Source organism: Parafilimonas sp., assembly GCF_051953455.1.
Lineage (GTDB): Bacteria > Bacteroidota > Bacteroidia > Chitinophagales > Chitinophagaceae > Parafilimonas.
The window spans coordinates 58,743-76,654 of the sequence record NZ_JBQCIT010000031.1 but is presented as its reverse complement, the minus strand read 5'-3'; the positions used below and the strand labels follow the sequence as shown (position 1 = coordinate 76,654).

The 17,912-nt window shown below is 37.9% G+C and carries 8 protein-coding genes; 5 read left to right on the top strand and 3 right to left on the bottom strand.

The genetic code is table 11. From position 1 onward, the window contains the following. Window positions 1-29: 29 nt before the first annotated feature. The 3 genes from ACTHN6_RS12065 to ACTHN6_RS12055 form a co-directional block, all read right to left on the bottom strand. Window positions 30-3,899, bottom strand: coding sequence for an nSTAND1 domain-containing NTPase (locus ACTHN6_RS12065; protein ID WP_440436015.1), 3,870 nt, complete (start codon window positions 3,897-3,899; stop codon window positions 30-32). Between the two features lies 1 nt (window position 3,900). Continuing rightward, complete coding sequence (locus ACTHN6_RS12060; protein ID WP_440436013.1) at window positions 3,901-5,370, bottom strand: toll/interleukin-1 receptor domain-containing protein; 1,470 nt, start codon at window positions 5,368-5,370, stop codon at window positions 3,901-3,903. 288 nt (window positions 5,371-5,658) lie between these two features. After that, window positions 5,659-6,651, bottom strand: a complete 993-nt coding sequence (locus tag ACTHN6_RS12055) for a GlxA family transcriptional regulator (RefSeq protein WP_440436012.1) — start codon at window positions 6,649-6,651, stop codon at window positions 5,659-5,661. Window positions 6,652-6,852: 201 nt separating this feature from the next. Here ACTHN6_RS12055 and ACTHN6_RS12050 point away from each other — a divergent pair, with 201 nt between their 5' ends. The 5 genes from ACTHN6_RS12050 (at window position 6,853) to ACTHN6_RS12030 (ending at window position 17,828) form a co-directional block, all read left to right on the top strand. Next, window positions 6,853-7,788 carry an SRPBCC family protein gene (locus ACTHN6_RS12050; protein WP_440436011.1) on the top strand — a complete coding sequence of 312 codons (936 nt, stop codon included), beginning with the start codon at window positions 6,853-6,855 and terminating at the stop codon, window positions 7,786-7,788. Window positions 7,789-8,115: 327 nt separating this feature from the next. Next, complete coding sequence (locus ACTHN6_RS12045; RefSeq protein WP_440436010.1) at window positions 8,116-10,503, top strand: ABC transporter permease; 2,388 nt, start codon at window positions 8,116-8,118, stop codon at window positions 10,501-10,503. Window positions 10,504-10,532: 29 nt separating this feature from the next. After that, window positions 10,533-12,926, top strand: a complete 2,394-nt coding sequence (locus ACTHN6_RS12040; RefSeq protein ID WP_440436009.1) for an FtsX-like permease family protein — start codon at window positions 10,533-10,535, stop codon at window positions 12,924-12,926. 98 nt (window positions 12,927-13,024) lie between these two features. Further along, window positions 13,025-15,385 carry an ABC transporter permease gene (locus ACTHN6_RS12035; protein WP_440436008.1) on the top strand — a complete coding sequence of 787 codons (2,361 nt, stop codon included), beginning with the start codon at window positions 13,025-13,027 and terminating at the stop codon, window positions 15,383-15,385. A 70-nt stretch (window positions 15,386-15,455) separates the two neighbouring features. Then, the gene (locus ACTHN6_RS12030) at window positions 15,456-17,828 is read left to right on the top strand and encodes an ABC transporter permease (RefSeq protein ID WP_440436007.1); all 2,373 of its coding nucleotides are present in this window, start codon (window positions 15,456-15,458) and stop codon (window positions 17,826-17,828) included. Window positions 17,829-17,912 lie beyond the last annotated feature (84 nt).

The window sequence follows — 17,912 nt, the reverse complement described above, 5'->3', positions numbered from 1 at the left end:
GCTAAAAATATGCAGCTACTGAATTTTTTTTATTTGGATGAAGGTTTACAATCTAGTACGCTTATTTCATTTTTTAAGAACTGCCGTATTCGTTGCACATGATCATAAATTTCTTTCTTTTCTTTTGTTATGATGCCTGCATCCTCAAGATCATTTAAATCCTGCTGGAAAGATTCGGTAAATTTTCTTGCATCAGATAAATATGACTGGCCTTTGAATTTACGGTAAACAGAATCTGCTTTTTCACACTGCCCGGTAAGCAAATAGGCAAGTGCAAGATTTGTATTGATACCTGTATTTTTGTCATACAGTTGTAAACCTCTGAGCACCGCATGCATAACAGCAGCAGAATCTAAATTTTTTTCAAAGAGCAGGTACCATGATAAATTCCAGTAGTCTGATGAAAGCATTTGCTTGAGTGAATCTTCCGGATTTGATTCTAATAAAACCTCTTCAGCAGCAGTAATCTTTTTTAAATCTTTTAGTCGTTCGGTGGTATCCCGGTAATATGTGTAGTAATTGAGGCTCAGCCGGCGGTAATCGTAAAGATAATTTACTGTATCCAGTGCGGCAAGCCTGCCAAATACTTTTTTAGCATTATAGAGTGTTTGTTTTTGAAGATACCTTGCATCTTTTTGCAGTGCGAACGTTGCAGCCCTTATCAATTCATCCTTATTTGTGATGGTATCAATATCTATTGTACTGTTCTCAAGCTTTTCAGTTGTATTCGTTAGAGTTGCTATTTCCCCGATAAATGAACTTAACTGCGAGCTGTTAATGTCACCAGGCTTTTTCCATACCTTGATTGAGTCGTCGTAATAGTCAGAATTTAAACTTAGTATGTTATTGTTGTTGAGAAAAATGTTAGCACTATTTAAATAATTCAGTTTGATCAGCTTGCCGTTTGCGGTGTCTTTAACTTTTCTGTTGAAATAAAAAATAGAGTCTTTATCATTTCTTTGAAAATAGTAAGTATTATAAGTGTATATAAAATTTTTATAGATATTGGTTTTGATAATCATCTTCCTCCAGTCGGGAGAAAGTGCAGCCAGGGCAATGGTGGAATTCTTAAATGTATCAATGTTAATTTCAGGAAAGTTGACAGAGCTGATTTTGCGATCGGTATTTGCATCGTATAGGTCGAGAAATCCTTCTCTTTCCTGTACTATGATATATTTATTATCCGGTGTAAAATTGGCATAGAGATACGTTTTATTAAGGTTACTGTTAACCGAATCACTTAAAGTGAAGATTTTATATTTATCTCTCTGCTTTATGATCATTCTTTTATTATCGGCAGAAAAGTTTATGTTATAAACAAGACCATCGGCCTGATCAAGTTTAATCATCATTGTATCGGCTGGGTTATCAATGTCCCGGATCTTTACATTATAATCTTTATAATCTGTTGCCAGTTTTTTTGCATTCGGGGATATTGAACTTACATAATATTTTTCTGCACTGGTCTTATTAAGATCGGGAATAACTACAGGCTGCACGCCTGCATTTTTAATATTTATATGATAGATGATATTATTAATCAATGCTGCTAAGCTATCTTCTTTTATAAAGGTCAGCGTGTTTATTCCATTTAATATGCCGGTGTAATTTTTGCTGAAATTGGTACTCGTTTCCTGGGTTGTATTTATGTAAATGTTTTTCGATAATGCCAACCCGTTGTCGTTAATATTGAAGATTTTTATTGTATCATCAAGCTTAATGGCAAATAATTTTCCCTCGTTTGATACGGCTGATGCAGAACGGGTGTTGTAATCAAGACCGGTTTTTAGTAAGGTGGTGTCTTGTGTGTAAAAGAAAAAGTTTTTTGCAATATAGTTAAGCACTAATTTACTTACATCGGTTTTTGATGTGCTGTCAAACTGCATGGCTTTTAATAATCCTTCATTGGGGCTTTTTTGCGCCACTTCATAAATATTTGTTGCGGTATTTAAATCCTGGAGCAGGGTTTCATATTCCTTTATTTTTTGATCTTTATATTTCAGTTTAACCAAACTGTCTGTAAACATATTCCTATGGGTGGAATCCATTAAGCCAGATTTATAAAATGGTTCATCAACCAGTTGTAAAATTTCTGAAACGTGTTTATATAAATAATCATTTTGCTGTTTTTCAAATTCCCGCAACGCATTTGCCGAATCTAATTTTCGTTTAGCATCAGCCAAATCTAATTTTCGCTGTGTTTCGGCTTTGAACTGGATGTTCACCGAATCTAATTTTCTTTTGGCTTCTGTTGAATCCAGTATTCTTTGTGACTGCACGTTCACCAAATCTATTTTTCGCTGCAACTCGGCCTGCGCATTGGCTGAATCTAACCGTCGCTGAATTTCAGATTGTGTTGCCGCTTTCTCTCTTTTAATCCTGCTTTGCGCCGTTAAACCCAGGGTAACAAGAACGGCAATAACTCCAAGTAAAACAGACCCGCCTTTTAAGGTTTTTCTATTGCGGCTTCGGGCAGCACTTTTCTTTATATAATCATCCACCTTTTTAAAGCCATCAGCATATCTCGAAGCCCATTCCTCATTAATATTTTTTTTATTCCTCCAGTTAGTTGTATTATGTAAATCAATCCCTGTTAATAATTCTCCGTTTTCATTAAAATAATCATTTGCATCAGCTTCCAATCTTTTAAACAAGGTGGCATCATCATATTCTTTTGTTATCCATTCTTTCATTTTATCCCATTGGCGTAAAAGGCTTTCATGAGAAATATCAAGAAATGATTGGGGCGTTAAATCAATTTCCGGAGGCGGCATTAAAAAACTGTTTTCCGCTTTCCTGAATATATCGGCAACCTTTATTACTTCATCTGCATCAACGCCGGCAACTTTTGCAATATCTTCTACTGTTGCTATGCGGCGGTTATCTTTTTGTTCAGCGTTTCTTTCTGATAACCTTTTAAATAGCGCTTCTGCGATTCTTCTTTGCGATTTATTAAGATCAATATCAAAAATCTCATTGGCATGCTGCGACAATGCTTCATTTAACCTGCCGATTTTGTTATAATAATCCAGCGTTAAAACAAATTCATCATTTGTTTCAACGGGATTGTTATTTGAATGCTCTTCTTCTTTTTTAGCAAGGTTCCACATGCGCATTAAAGCATGCTGCAGCAGCGGTAATTGATCGTGGTCAATACCTATATCATTTAAAAGATTGGTAACAAGTTTAGGCTCCAGCCTCCCGCCGCAAACCATTGCCGGCCCTTCAATAGCATCTTTTGTTTGCTCCCGTGTTAAGCGTGGTGTTAAGAACTGGTTGTCGTTTAATATTTCAGGTAATCCTAAAAACAGCGAGCAGTTACCCAAAAAATCAGACCGCATGGTGAGAATGATGTGTATTGGAATTTCATGCTGGTTAGCTGAAGCAATTAAAAGTGCTATAAAGCTGGTTACTTCATCAATATTGTTATTTTGTTTATACCTGAATAATTCTTCAAATTGATCTACAACCAATAAAAAATTTCCTTTATTAACCTGCATTTCAGATTTAATAACTTCCAATAATCCCTGGGGGCTTCTTTTTAATTCAGCCTTCATGCACTCTAAAGAAATATTGCTATTGCCAAATGCCTTTGCTATGGAAGAGGATAAATTTTTATAGGGATCATTGCCCGGGCGCATTTCTGCGATGCGCCACTTTGTTCCTGCGTTAAGAAAGAAGCCTGTTCTCAAAGCTGGAATTAACCCGGCTTTTACCAATGAAGATTTTCCGCAACCGGAAGGGCCAACAACCGCTACAAAATGCGACTGGTCTAACTTTTCCAACAGTTTATCTATTTGCTCTTCTCTTCCAAAGAATAAATGCGATTCTTCCGGCGTGAAAGCTCTTAAACCCGGATATGGGTCAACGTCTGTTTTTTGTAAAGCTTCACTTAGCATATTAAAGTATATTTAAAAATTTTTCGGTAAAATCTTTTAAATTTTCCCGGCAGTTTAAATAGGTAAACCGCAGGCTTGCCATACGTAAAGGAATCTGGTTTTTTGCTGTTGGCGGCCCGTCGTAAAGCGCAACTATATCGAAAGGCTCTTTCCGGCGGATGTTTATTTTGCGGCAATAATTTATTTGATTTAATACGGTACTCGGATCGGAATTACAATAAACAAACAGTGCCGCATCGCTTATTAAAAAACTATCATCATTATATTTTCTTGAATCCGGCGAGCTGGCATTTTCGAGGGGAAAGAAACAATCAATTTTATTCTTTTGAATGTTATTGGTTTCTATTTCCTGGTTTCTTTCGTCTATAATTTTTAAGATGGTGTTCTCGCAATAGTCTTTATCAATTTCATCGGTACAGATATACAGGAATTTTGAATTGCCGGGCGCCGGCGGTAGTGGCGCTGGTGCAGGTTGAAGTGCGGTTGTAATAGCTGCCTTAAACTCTTCAAAAATGCCTGTTCTTACATATTCGCTCTCTAATATTTTTTTATGTTCCGGCGAAGTAACATCTTCTGTATTAAAATTTGAAGGCCGCCAAATAAGCATTTTTTTTCCGGATGTTTGGGCCATCTCAAACTGAAATTTTACGAGGGTATTTTCAGTGTTTAATATTTTTTTGCCCGGCAAATTGCTTAAGAGCTGCACATACAACGAACTCTGGTTTAAGTTTTGTTTTATGTCTTCACTCAACTCATTAAAACTTTCCTTTGCATACCAGTTATCTTCAGGCAATATTTTATATCCGCTGTCTTTTAAATATCTTTTTATTTCTTCTCTTTTTTCATCCAAATCATCTGTAACCTGTGCCAGGAAAATAGTGCTTTTATAAGTTGGTTGCGTTTGCAATGTATTTGCTGAATCTTTTATGCGGCTTAATTCTTTTGCAAGGTCATTTCTTATATCAATCAGCCGCGTATAATATTCTTCATTATCGCGTTTGGGGATGCCTAATGTTTTGGCTTTTGAACCTTTTTCTTTCGTCCAAAACCTATAGGTTAACAGGTTTTTATCTATTTCAGTGGGATATTCATTCCTGTTCAGTTCATCTATTTCAACAATAAATATTCTGCCTGATGCATTTTTGTCTTGTGCAATTTCCAAAAACTGTTTCAGCTCTTTTCCGCACCAGTCTGATTTTAAATAGGAAGGCGACATAATGATTAAAAAAACCGCCGTTTTTTTTAATTCATTGACCAATGCATCGGTAAGCAATTTGTTGCGTTCCAGTTCTTCATCTTTCCATATAAAAGGTGTTTCGTTTTCTTTCTTGCCCAGTTTCATTGCCAAAGACTTTTCCAGGTCATCAACGAAATTTAAAACCCATCCTTTATCAGAACCTAAAATGCCGGCATCATCAGCATGAGCGTAACTTATGAATACATCATTAGTATAAAAGTTGGTATAAGACATAATGTATAGTTGAATAAAAAATACTTTCAATATTTTTCAGCAGAAATTTAAGCGGAGAACTATCAGGTTAGCAAGTCTTAATAAACAATATATTTATCCCAGGTACGATCGTTCAAATTAACCCATAACTTAATTGCAGGCCTTGTTGCAAATCTACTCAATTTTTCAGGCAAAATCCCCGTATTTTCCCCAAACGGGCCGGAATACGGCCCGGTTATTATATCGTTTTTTAGGCTGGGCATGCAACATTTAAGGGAATAAATTTTTAAGCTTCAGTGGTTTGCTGCACTACATGTGCACCATATCTTTATTATACTTATCCTTGTATTCCAGCGGCGACATGCCGGTTATTTTTCTAAACACTTCCCTGAATGCTTTTACATCAGCATACCCCACTTCATACATTACTTCATTAATGGTTTTGCGGCTGGTTTCAAATGCTTTTTTTGCCGATTCAACTTTCACCCTTTGTAAATATTCAACAGGCGTATTGCCTGTGGCTTTTATAAAACGCCGGTCGAAATTCCTTCTTCCAACAGCAAATTTTTTTGAGAGATTTTCCATAGAAATCTTTTCATAAAAATTGCTTTCAATATATGCCTGCGCTTTTTTCACTACTTCGTCCCCATGCGTTTTTTGCCCGGTAAATATTACAAAATCAGATTGTGTTTGCCTGTCTATATCTATCTGGAATATTTTGGAACAATAAATGGCCGTTTGCCTGTCATAATATTTTTCAACCAGGTAAATCAAAAGGTTTAAAAAAGAGTAACCGCCGCCATTAGTGTAAATGCCTTGTTCATCGGTTATTAATTTTTCTGCTTTTAAAATTACTCTGGGAAATAAATTCCTGAAATTATCCACTGCATTCCAGTGAATAGAGCAGCTTCTGTTATCCAGCAATCCCGTTGAAGCCAGCAGGTAAGCGCCCGTGCACATACAGGCAAGTTCAGCGCCTTTTTTATACCGCTCCCGCATCCAGTTTACCAATATTATATTCTCTTTATGGAGTTGTTTGAACGCCCCTTGTATGGCAGGAATAATAACCAGGTCTGTTTTTTGAATGGATGAAATATTTGCCTGCGGCATAACGGTCAATAAACCGTTTACAAAATCTGATTGTTCGGAAACACCGGCCAGCCTGATAGTAAAAACCTGCTGCTTTCCCTTGTTTTTCCAATACTCATTGGCGCTTGTAAAAACGTGCCATGCGCCAATAATGCATGATAAGGTATTAGGCCCTGTTTGTGCATTTGGTACTAATATGGTGAGGTGTTTCATATAATTGGTTTAAATAAGATCATCTTAAAAAGATATGCAACGAAGCCTCTTAATTTCTTACAAAGTTAAAAACCTTGTTTGTCTAAATCAACCCATTATAAAGTCTGTTTTACACCCCTGCCAGGTGATTAACTGCCAATAATTTTGAATCTCAAAAATTACTGAAAATGCAAAACGATTTTTAATATAAAAAGCAGGATTATGAAAAACGAAGATTTTACAACAACCATTTTGATTGACGCATCACCACAGCAGGTTTTTGATGCCGTTAATAATGTACGCGGCTGGTGGTCTGAAAATATTGAGGGCGATACAATCAAACTTAATAGTGAATTTTTATATCATTACCAGGATGTGCATCGGTGTAAAATAAAAATCACTGAGCTTATTCCCGGTAAAAAAGTGGTTTGGCATGTATTGGATAATTATTTTTCTTTTACGGAAGATAAAAACGAATGGAAAGGAACAGATATAATTTTTGAGATCAGTGAAAAAGAAGGTAAAACGCAATTGGCCTTCACACATAAAGGGCTGGTGCCTTCGTATGAATGTTTTAAAGTTTGCCACGATGCATGGACGCATTATATACAAGATAGTTTGAAAGCGCTTATTCTGACAGGTAAAGGCAAAGCCACGCCAAAGGATAGTGAAGAAACAGGTTCAGGTGAAACTTTATCCGCAACGTTTAATGCATTAAACCAGGCAAACACAAAAAGCATTTTTCACAGGCTGCTTATTGAAACACCTGCAGAAAAATTGTATGAAGCTATAACCACGCAGGAAGGGTTGGCTGGTTGGTGGACAACCGAAACGACAGCAAAACCGGAAGTGGGTAATGTTATGCGGTTTGCTTTTGGCCCTGACTATTTTAAGGAAATAAGGATAGAAGAACTTAAGCCATACAGTAAGGTACAATGGCGTTGCCTTAAAGGTTTTGAAGACTGGGTAGGAACAACGCTTACATTTGAATTGATACCGCATGCCAAAGGCACGGTGTTGCTGTTTCATCACGATGGATGGGCTGCCTACACACCGGAATTTGCATCCTGCAGTTTTGATTGGGCGCTTTTTTTCAGGAGCCTGAAATTGCTTTGTGAAACCGGGAAAGGCCTCCCTTACCCTGATTTTAGAAAATGATTTAGAAGACATAGTAAACAACTTGCCACCAAAGCACAAATTGCGAAGCATATCCTCCAGGTCATGCCTTCGTTCCCTGGTGCTTTCGTGGCACTTTTTTTTAACCTGTCTCTCTCTTTATACTGTCCGCAAACAAATAATCAATTGTACGATTTCGTACAGTTTTCCTGCAGTTGTTTTTGTAATCAATTGAAAATAAACCGTTTTCGCCATGGCATTGCACTTGCCTTTATTTTCCGTCCTTGCTTAAGTTCTGCCAGGCTGTTAAGCCTGAAGGGCTAAAAATCAGCGAAAATTATTTAAATCAAATAAATCCCGGTTCAAACAATGCTTAAAAACTATTTTAAAATCGCCTGGCGAAACCTTGTTAAAAACAAAGTATATTCTGCCATCAATATTGTTGGGCTGGCAGCAGGCATGGCTGTAGCCATGTTAATTGGTTTATGGATATCGGATGAGGTTACGTTCGATAACTATCACGCCAATCATAAGCAGCTTGCGCAACTCATGACGACTTTTGTGGATAACGACAGCACTAAAGAAACAGGGCCTGCGGTATCTATGCCGGTTGGTGAAGAACTGCGCAGTAAATACGGCAGCGATTTTAAGAATATATCAATGGCCTCCTGGAATTTTGGCCATGTGCTGGGTGTAGGCGATAAAAAAATAACCGGCCGGGGTATGTGGGTAGAAGGCAATTTTCCTTCTATGCTCTCCCTTAAAATGATAAAGGGAAACATCAATGCCCTGAATGACCCGTCTTCTGTTTTAATCAGCGCTTCTATTGCAAAATCTTTGTTTGGCGATGAAGATGCCATTAATAAAACCATTCGCTTTGATAACAAAAATGATTTTAAGGTGGCCGGTGTATTTGAAGATCTTCCACATAACACTACCTTATACGACGCCAAACTTTTCCTGCCCTGGAAAAAATATATCACTACCGAAGACTGGCTGAAGCGGGCGGCAACACAATGGAACAACCATTCATGGCAATGTTTTGTGCAATTGAATGATAATATAGATGCTGCAAAGCTTACAGCTAAGATTAAAAATGTGGTGATGGCGCATAAAAATGCAGCTACTGATGGTGTGGAAGAAGCGTTTATTCATCCCATGGATAAATGGCGTTTGTACAGCGAATTTAAAAATGGAAAAGCAGAAACGGGCCGGATACAATTTGTGTGGCTGTTTGCCGTAATTGGCGTGTTTGTATTACTGCTGGCCTGTATCAACTTTATGAATTTATCTACCGCACGCAGCGAAAAAAGGGCGAAAGAAGTAGGCATACGCAAAACAGTTGGCTCAGTAAGAAGTCAGTTGGTAGGCCAGTTTTTAAGCGAGTCTGTATTGGTTGCCTTTCTCTCTTTTGTGCTGTCGATATTGCTGGTTGTATTGCTGTTGCCTATGTTTAATAAACTGGCAGATAAAAATATCAGCCTCCCCTGGAACAATGGCCTTTTCTGGCTGCTTGCCACTGCATTTACATTAATAACAGGCTTGATCTCGGGCAGTTACCCGGCATTGTATTTATCTAAATTCGAGCCCATAAAAGTTTTAAAAGGCACATTCCGTGTGGGTAAGTATGCATCGCTGCCACGCAAGATATTGGTGATTGTGCAGTTTACTTTTTCCATCGCCTTAATTATAGGAACTATCATCGTGTATAAGCAAATTCAGTTTGCACAAAACAGGCCTGTGAATTATGATAAAGCAGGATTGATAACCATCCCTATGACTACCCCCGATTTATATGGCCATTACGATGCCATTCGCAGTGATTTAATTGCGACCGGCGTGGTTGAAAACATGGCCGAATCTTCAAGCCCCACAACAGCGGTGTATTCTAACCAGATTGGTTTTAACTGGCAGGGAAAAGATCCTAATTCCCTGCCCTCATTTGGAACAATTGCCGTAACGGTTGATTTTGGCAAAACCATTGGCTGGCAAATAAAAGAAGGCCGTGATTTCTCCAAAGATTTTGCAACAGACAGCCTGGGAATGATATTGAATGAAGCTGCTGTTAAGCTTATTAATATGAAACGCGATATCGTTGGTCAAAACATCCAGTTTAATGACCAGAATTATACGGTGGTGGGTGTGATAAAAGATATGGTAATGGAGTCGCCTTACCAGCCTGTTACACCAACTGTTTTCCTGTATGATCCCAACTGGGCAAATGTGATCTCCGTGAAAATAAAACCCGGAGTTGGCGTAAAAGATGCGCTTGGCAAAATTGAAGCGGTGTTTAAAAAATACAACCCGTCTTCTCCTTTCGATTACACATTCAATGATGAAGAATATGCCAAGAAGTTTGCCGATGAACAGCGCGTTGGCAGGCTGGCTACTTTCTTTACCATTCTTGCCATATTCATTTCCTGTCTTGGATTATTTGGGCTGGCCTCTTTTGTGGCAGAACAACGCAAGAAAGAAATTGGCGTGCGCAAAGTGCTGGGTGCTTCCGTGTTTAATTTATGGCAGATGCTTTCCAAAGAATTTGCATTGCTGGTGGGCATTTCATGTTTAATTGCCATTCCGCTTGCCTGGTATTATTTGGCCGGCTGGTTAGAGCATTACAATTATAAAACCGATATAAGCTGGTGGATATTTATTGTGTCCTGTGTTGGTGCGTTGATGGTAACATTAATAACCGTAAGCTTCCAGGCAATAAAAGCAGCAATCGCAAACCCGGTAAAGAGTTTGAGAACGGAATAACAAATAGCTATTGGCTCAAACAAACAGACATGATAAAAATTTATTTTAAAACCGCGTGGCGAAATTTAAAAGCCAGTAAATTTTACAGTGTCATAAACGTATGCGGGCTGGCTGTGGGATTGGCAACGGGAATTATGCTGCTGCTCTGGGTGCAAAATGAATTTAGTTATGATAAGTTTAATAAACAGTATAAAAATATCTACCAGTTAAATTCGCACATTACTTTAGAAAGTAAATCACTTGCCTGGCAGGGAGCGCCCGGACCATTAGCTGTCATGTCACAAAAAATTCCCGGTGTAATTGCAGCTTTAAGATTGGTAAGTGAGAATGAAAATCCAACACTATCTGATAAAGTGTTATCCAATATTGATCAGACAAAAGTATTTGACAATAACAATATTGTTTATGCGGAAAGTAATTTTTTAAACTTCTTCAACTACAAATTATTGCATGGTAACCGTAATGGTTTTTTACCGAATGCGTATTCTGTTGCACTCACACAATCAACAGCTAAAAAATTATTTGGTACAGATGATGCCATTGGCAAAATGGTGCGGTTTGATAAAAACAATTTTATAGTAACCGCAGTTTTGCAAGACTTCCCGCACAACTCTTCCCTGCAATACGATGCTATCTTCCCGGTAGATTATTATGCGCAGCAGTTCACAGCTCATGGCGGCAATCATGGTTGGAAAACAATAGATGAAGATGTAAACGATTATAGTTTCAGAACATTTCTTCTGCTAAATCCGGACGCAAATAAGTCAACTATTGAAACAAAACTTACGCATTCATTTAATGCAATGAATAAAGGCCAGGCTCAAACAACTTTTCAATTGCAAAACTTAGGCGACCTGCATCTTACAGGAATTGACGGCGATAATTCCGCATTGCAAATGGTAAGAATAATGGCGCTTGTTGCCATATTAATATTGATTATTGCAAGCATTAATTATGTAAACCTTTCTACTGCCCGTGCGCTTACGAGAATTAAAGAGATCAGTATAAAAAAGATCGTTGGCGCAAAGAGAAGGCAGTTGTTTTTGCAATTCATCACTGAAACCGTATTGACATTCATGTTGGCTATTTTCATCGCAATTGCCTTAATTGTTTTATTGAAGCCATTGTATGACAGCATTACAGGCGAACAATTAATGCTTTCGCTGTCTAACTTTTCCATGTTGGAAATTTGGTTTTTCGTACTGTTAGGAACGATACTTATTTCCGGCATTTATCCTGCTATGTTATTATCATCGTTCAATCCATTAGGCGCGGTGCGTGATAAAAGTTTTTTGGGTATTAAAACTTCTTCATTCAGAAAATCATTGGTCGTTCTTCAATTTGTAATCTCGTTCATATTGTTAGTCGGCACCATTGTGATGGGAAAGCAAATGAAATATATAAGCAATAAAGATTTGGGGTATGATAAGAACTATGTTTTTACTGTTTCATTTCCCGACGAAGCAACGAAAAATGCTGATGCAATAGAGAATGAATTGCTATTGCAAAAAGGCATATTAAATGTTTCATTTAGCAGCGCAAGCGACATTACCAATGTAACAGAGGTTTCAGGAGATATTATGTGGGATGGAAAAAAAGATGATGTTCCGTTTCTGCTGTGGCGCGTACAGGCGGATAAAAACTTCATACCTACGATGAAGTACCGGTTTATTGCAGGAACAAATTTTACGGGAACGCCTTCTGACGATAACAAATATATTTTGAATGAAACTGCTGTGAAAGCTATGGGTTTAAAACCTCCCTACGTCGGAACAAAAATTGGCTACGGCACTGCTGATGGAGAAATAGTAGGTGTAGTAAAAGATTTTAATTTCAAATCGCTGAAAGACCCTGTTGGCCCTTTGGTAATAAGAACGTCTGGATTGAAAAACATTTTATATGTACGCACAACAGGTGCCGGTGCACAGGCAGCTATCAAAGCAGTAGCATCACAGTATAAAAAATATGCAAGCAATGCACCCTTCTCTTACGATTTTCTTGATAAGACTTTCGAATCGCATTATCAGTCGCAACAGCGTACCGGCACGCTGTTTACCACTTTTGCAGCGATAGCTATTTTTATTTCATGTCTTGGTTTGTTTGGATTAGCCACTTATACGACGCAGGTAAAGACCAAAGAAATCGGCATCAGGAAAGTGCTTGGTGCAGGTGTTGGCAGCGTTGTACAATTGATCAGTAAAGATTTTTTGAAGTTAGTAATTATAGCAACTATACTTGCCACGCCGCTGGCTTATTGGGCAATGAGTAAATGGCTTCAGGATTTCGCTTATAGAATAAATATGTCATGGTGGATGTTCGCTGTAGCAGTTATAGTAATTATGTTGATTGCATTAATAACCGTAAGCTTCCAGGCAATAAAGGCAGCAATCGCAAATCCTGTGAAGAGTTTGAGAATGGAATAATCTGAACCGAAGATTTAGACGGATTAATAGATTAATGGATTGAATAAAATAAAATAAAATGAGACATCAACAAATCGTTACATCAGAAATCAACTTCTATGTTTAAAACAAATCTCAAAATCGCATGGCGAAATCTTTTAAAAGATAAACAATTTACATTTTTAAATGTACTTGGGCTATCTGCCGGACTTGCCTGTGCTTTGCTTATTTTTCTATGGGTGAATGATGAATTAAGTTATGATAAATTCTTTGCAAATAACGATCGCATCTATAAACTGTTTGAGCAAAGAAGTAATGATAATGGTGATGTTGCTTATTCAGAGGAATCTTCGGGCAGATTAAGTGATGCAGTAAAAATATCAACACCTGAAGTTGAATATGCTGCTGCGGTTGCGCCGCCAGGTTGGTTTCCTCAAATTACGCTTTCTGCTAACGATAAAAACATTAAGGCAAATGGTGAGTATGCAGGAAAAGATTACTTCAATATTTTTTCTTTTTCATTGCTTGATGGCAACAGGAATAATGTGCTGGCAAATAATAATTCAATTGTACTGAGTGATGAGCTTGCAATGAAATTATTTGGAACTACTAACAATCTTATTGGCAAGTCTGTAAGTTTTAATCATGATACAACATTTTTTGTATCAGGAGTATTTAAAAAAATGCCCGCTAATTCTTCGCAGCAATTTGATTTTGTGTTGTCGTTTGATTATTTGGGAACAGTAAGTGCCTGGGTAAAGGATTGGCATAGCACCGGGCCGTTAAATTATGTATTGTTAAAGCCAAAAGCAAATACTGAGCTCTTCAAAAAAAATGTTTCAAATGTAATCACGAAGAATACTGATTATACAGGCACAAAAGTTTTTCCTATGAAATTTTCTGATGTGTACCTGCACAATAATTATAATGGAAATGTACAGAGTGGCGGAAGAATTGAATACGTAAAATTATTTTCACTACTGGCTGTGTTTGTGCTGGTGATTGCATGTATCAACTTCATGAATCTTTCTACTGCTAAAGCTGCACGCAGGTTTAAAGAAGTGGGAATAAAAAAAGTGGTCGGTGCAGAAAGAAAACAATTAATATTTCAGTTTCTAACTGAGTCGCTTTTACTTACTGTTCTTGCAATGTTATTAGCAATTGTAATTGCAATGTTATTGTTGCCAGCATTTAATGAGATAACGGCGAAAAATATTTCATTGCATTTTAACTGGCAGATGATTGCCGGTATTATTTGCATTGCTTTAATCACCGGCTTTGCTGCGGGAAGTTATCCTGCGTTATATATTTCTAAATTCAATCCACTCGCAATTTTAAAAGGAAAGTTGAATACATCTGCAGCAGAATTATTATCAAGAAAAGGTTTGGTTGTTTTTCAATTTACATTATCAACTGTTTTAATTGTTGCAGTATTTATCATCTATCAGCAAATACAATTTATTCAAAATGCAGACACGGGTTACAATAAAAATAATTTGCTGCGAATAGCTGCAGAAGGCAATCTTGGCACAAAACAAGATGCATTTATTGCAGAGCTAAAAAAGATTCCCGGTGTTAGGAATGCAAGCGCAACAGACCATCGTATGGTTGGTCACAACTATGCATCTGATGGTTTGCAGTGGCCCGGAGAAAACGAAAATGATGATGTTGTATTTGAAATTTTTGGTTCCGGATATGATTTTATTGAAACAATGGGCATGCATATAAAAGAAGGAAGAAGCTTTTCAAAAAATTACGGTTCAGATTCATCAGCGCTAATTGTGAACGAAGCAGCCGTTAAAGCAATGCGTATGAAAAACCCTGTTGGTAAAACAGTAAGGTTCTTTGGAAAGAATATGCAGATTATTGGCGTTGTAAAAGACTTTCATTTTGAGTCAATGCACGAAGCAATAAAACCATCTGTTTTGCATATTGTTCCAAAGGCCGGAACTATTACTGCAAGCATAAACAGTGCGCATCAACAAGCAACAATCAATGCTATTCAACGTTTGTATAAAAGCTTTAACCCCGGCTTCCCTTTTACATTTAATTTTTTAGATGAAGCTTATCAGCAACAATATGAAAGCGAAACAAGAGTATCAGCATTATCAAAATACTTCGCAGCATTAGCAATTATTATTTCATGCCTTGGCTTGTTTGGATTAGCTGCATTTACGGCGCAAAAAAGAAGAAAAGAAATTGGTATCAGAAAAGTGGTTGGCGCATCTGTAAGCAACATCACAACAATGCTTTCAATAGATTTTTTAAAACTCGTTTTAGTCTCGTTGCTTATTGCATTTCCTGTATCGTGGTGGATGATGAATAAATGGCTGCAAAGTTTTGCATACCGTATTCATATTAGCGCTTCTGTGTTTTTGATTGCAGGCTTTTCAGTAATTATCATCACATTATTAACGATCAGTTTTCAATCAATAAAGGCAGCAATCGCCAATCCTGTAAAGAGTTTGAGAACGGAATAATGAGTAAAATAATGATAAATTAAACAGCATAATGCTACAGGCTCACAGCTCACAGCTAAAAATACTTTCTATGTTTAAAAACTATTTAAAAACTGCATGGCGGAACCTGATGAAAAATAAAGGTTTTTCCATAGTGAATATTCTTGGCTTAGGTATTGGATTAACGAGTTGCGTTTTATTGTTGCTGTATGCCAACTATCATTTTGGCTGGAATAAGCAGTTTGATGATATTGAAAACATCTATGTTACAGAAAGCAACCAGTTTGCCGAAAACAATGTGTTTACTTACCAGGTATCGCCCGGCCCGCTGGCCGGCGCCATTAAAGAAGAAATACCAGGCGTAAAAAGAGCGGTGCGTTCTGTTTCCTATTTTGCCGGCGGCTTAATGCGCTATAAAGACAATATTTTTCGTGGCAATGGCCTTCATGCCGACAGCGCTTTTTTTGAAATGTTCCGTTTCGCTTTTTTGTATGGTAATGCAAAGACAGCCTTAAGCAAACCCGACAATATTGTTATTACGGAAAGCTTTGCGCAAAAACTTTTTGGCAAGGATAATCCTATGGGTAAAATAGTAACACGCAACGATTCTATGCCGCTCGTTGTATCTGCTGTAGTAGCCGATCCTTATGCCAATTCCGATTTTCAGTTTGAATATGTGATGCCCTGGCACGTGCTGGAAAACGAACAACCCTGGATAAAAAACAGCGGCTGGGGTTCCAACTTTACTGATACGTATGTACAGCTAAACACAGAGAAAGATTTTAAACGGGCTGATGGCCTTGTGCGGAAAATGATAATGGCCCATCAGGACGGTTATAAGGCAGAAGCATTTCTTTTCCCGCTTTCCAAAAATCATTTATACCGTGAGTTTGAAAACGGTAAGCCTACTGGTTCCGGCGCTATCAGCCAGGTGCGGTTATTTATAGGGCTTGCAATAGCTATTCTGTTAATAGCCTGTATTAACTTTATGAACCTTAGCACTGCAAGGTCTCAAAAGAGGGCAAGGGAAGTTGGTATTCTTAAAGCCATAGGTTCTGAAAGAGGCTCGCTTATACTGCGTTTCCTTGCGGAATCGTACCTGGTTACTTTTCTTGCGCTGCTGCTCTCACTGCTGTTGCTTTCTCTAAGCCTTCCTTATTTTAATACACTTTTAAAAATAAATATTGCATCACCTTTTTCCGATAGCCGGTTTTGGGCGGGTATTATCATCATAGGAATATTTACAGGCCTGGTTGCCGGCTCTTATCCCGCATTTTATCTTTCTTCATTTAAACCTGTTAAGGTATTAAAGGGGATAGTTTCAAACGGAAGATCTGCTGTAACCGTAAGAAAGGCTACAGTGGTGTTGCAGTTCTCTACGGCCATGTTTCTCATGGTGGCTACTTTTTGTATTTATAAACAGGTTAATTATATCCGTAATAAACCGCTTGGTTACGATAAAAATAACCTGGTGGAGATAAAGATGGAAGGCGAACTTGGCAAGCATAAGGATGTATTACTGAACAACCTGTACAGGCAAAATATAATTACGGCGGCTACCGGTACCAGCATGAGCATAACGCAGGGCGGTAATAACGGGTGGGGTTTTAATTGGCCGGGCAAACGGGAAAATGAAAAAGTATTAATTGATTTTCTGAGCGCAGGATACGATTTTCAGAAAACTTTTGGTACAGCATTTATACAGGGCCGCGACTTTTCCAGGGGGTATCCTTCAGATACAACGGGCACCAATGTCCTCATCAGCGAAACGGCTATGCAGGTGATGAAATTAAAGTCGCCGGTTGGCACTGTGCTTACCGATGGTGATGGAACAAAATACACTGTTGTTGGCGTATTTAAAGATATTACAAAAGGCTCGCTTTATTATAAAGTAAACCCGATGATTGTATTCTATTCAACGTCTCCCCAATATCTTTCGTTAAGGCTGAACCCCGCAAATAATATTACTGCTGCTTTGGAAAAAATGCGGACTGAATTGAAACAATTAAATCCTGCTTTTCCACCAGACATTGCTTTTGTAGCAGATAATGTGGCCAAAAAATATGAGAATGAACAGGTGCTGGGTGCTATAGCTAATATTTTTGGCGGGTTGGCTATTTTTCTTTCCTGCCTTGGTTTATTAGGTTTATCTGCATTTGCTGCCGAACAGCGTACAAAAGAAATAGGTGTTAGAAAAGTGTTGGGGGCAAGGGTGTGGGGACTTACCGCTTTGTTGTCAAAAGAATTTTTATTGCTGGTATTGATCTCATTCCTCGTTGCAACGCCCGTATCCTGGTGGGCCATGAATAACTGGCTGAATAAGTTTGATTATCATACTTCGCTTTCATTCTGGGTATTTATATTGGCTGGATTATCTGTTTTATTTATATCAATAATAACCGTTGGCGTGCAGGGCGTGCGGGCCGCTTCTGCCAATCCGGTTAAAGCATTGCGAAGCGAATAAGTAAGTGGTGAATGATCAGTAATGAATAATAAGTAAAACAATGATAAATTGAATAACGTGTTGTTACAGGCTTGAAGTTCGCGG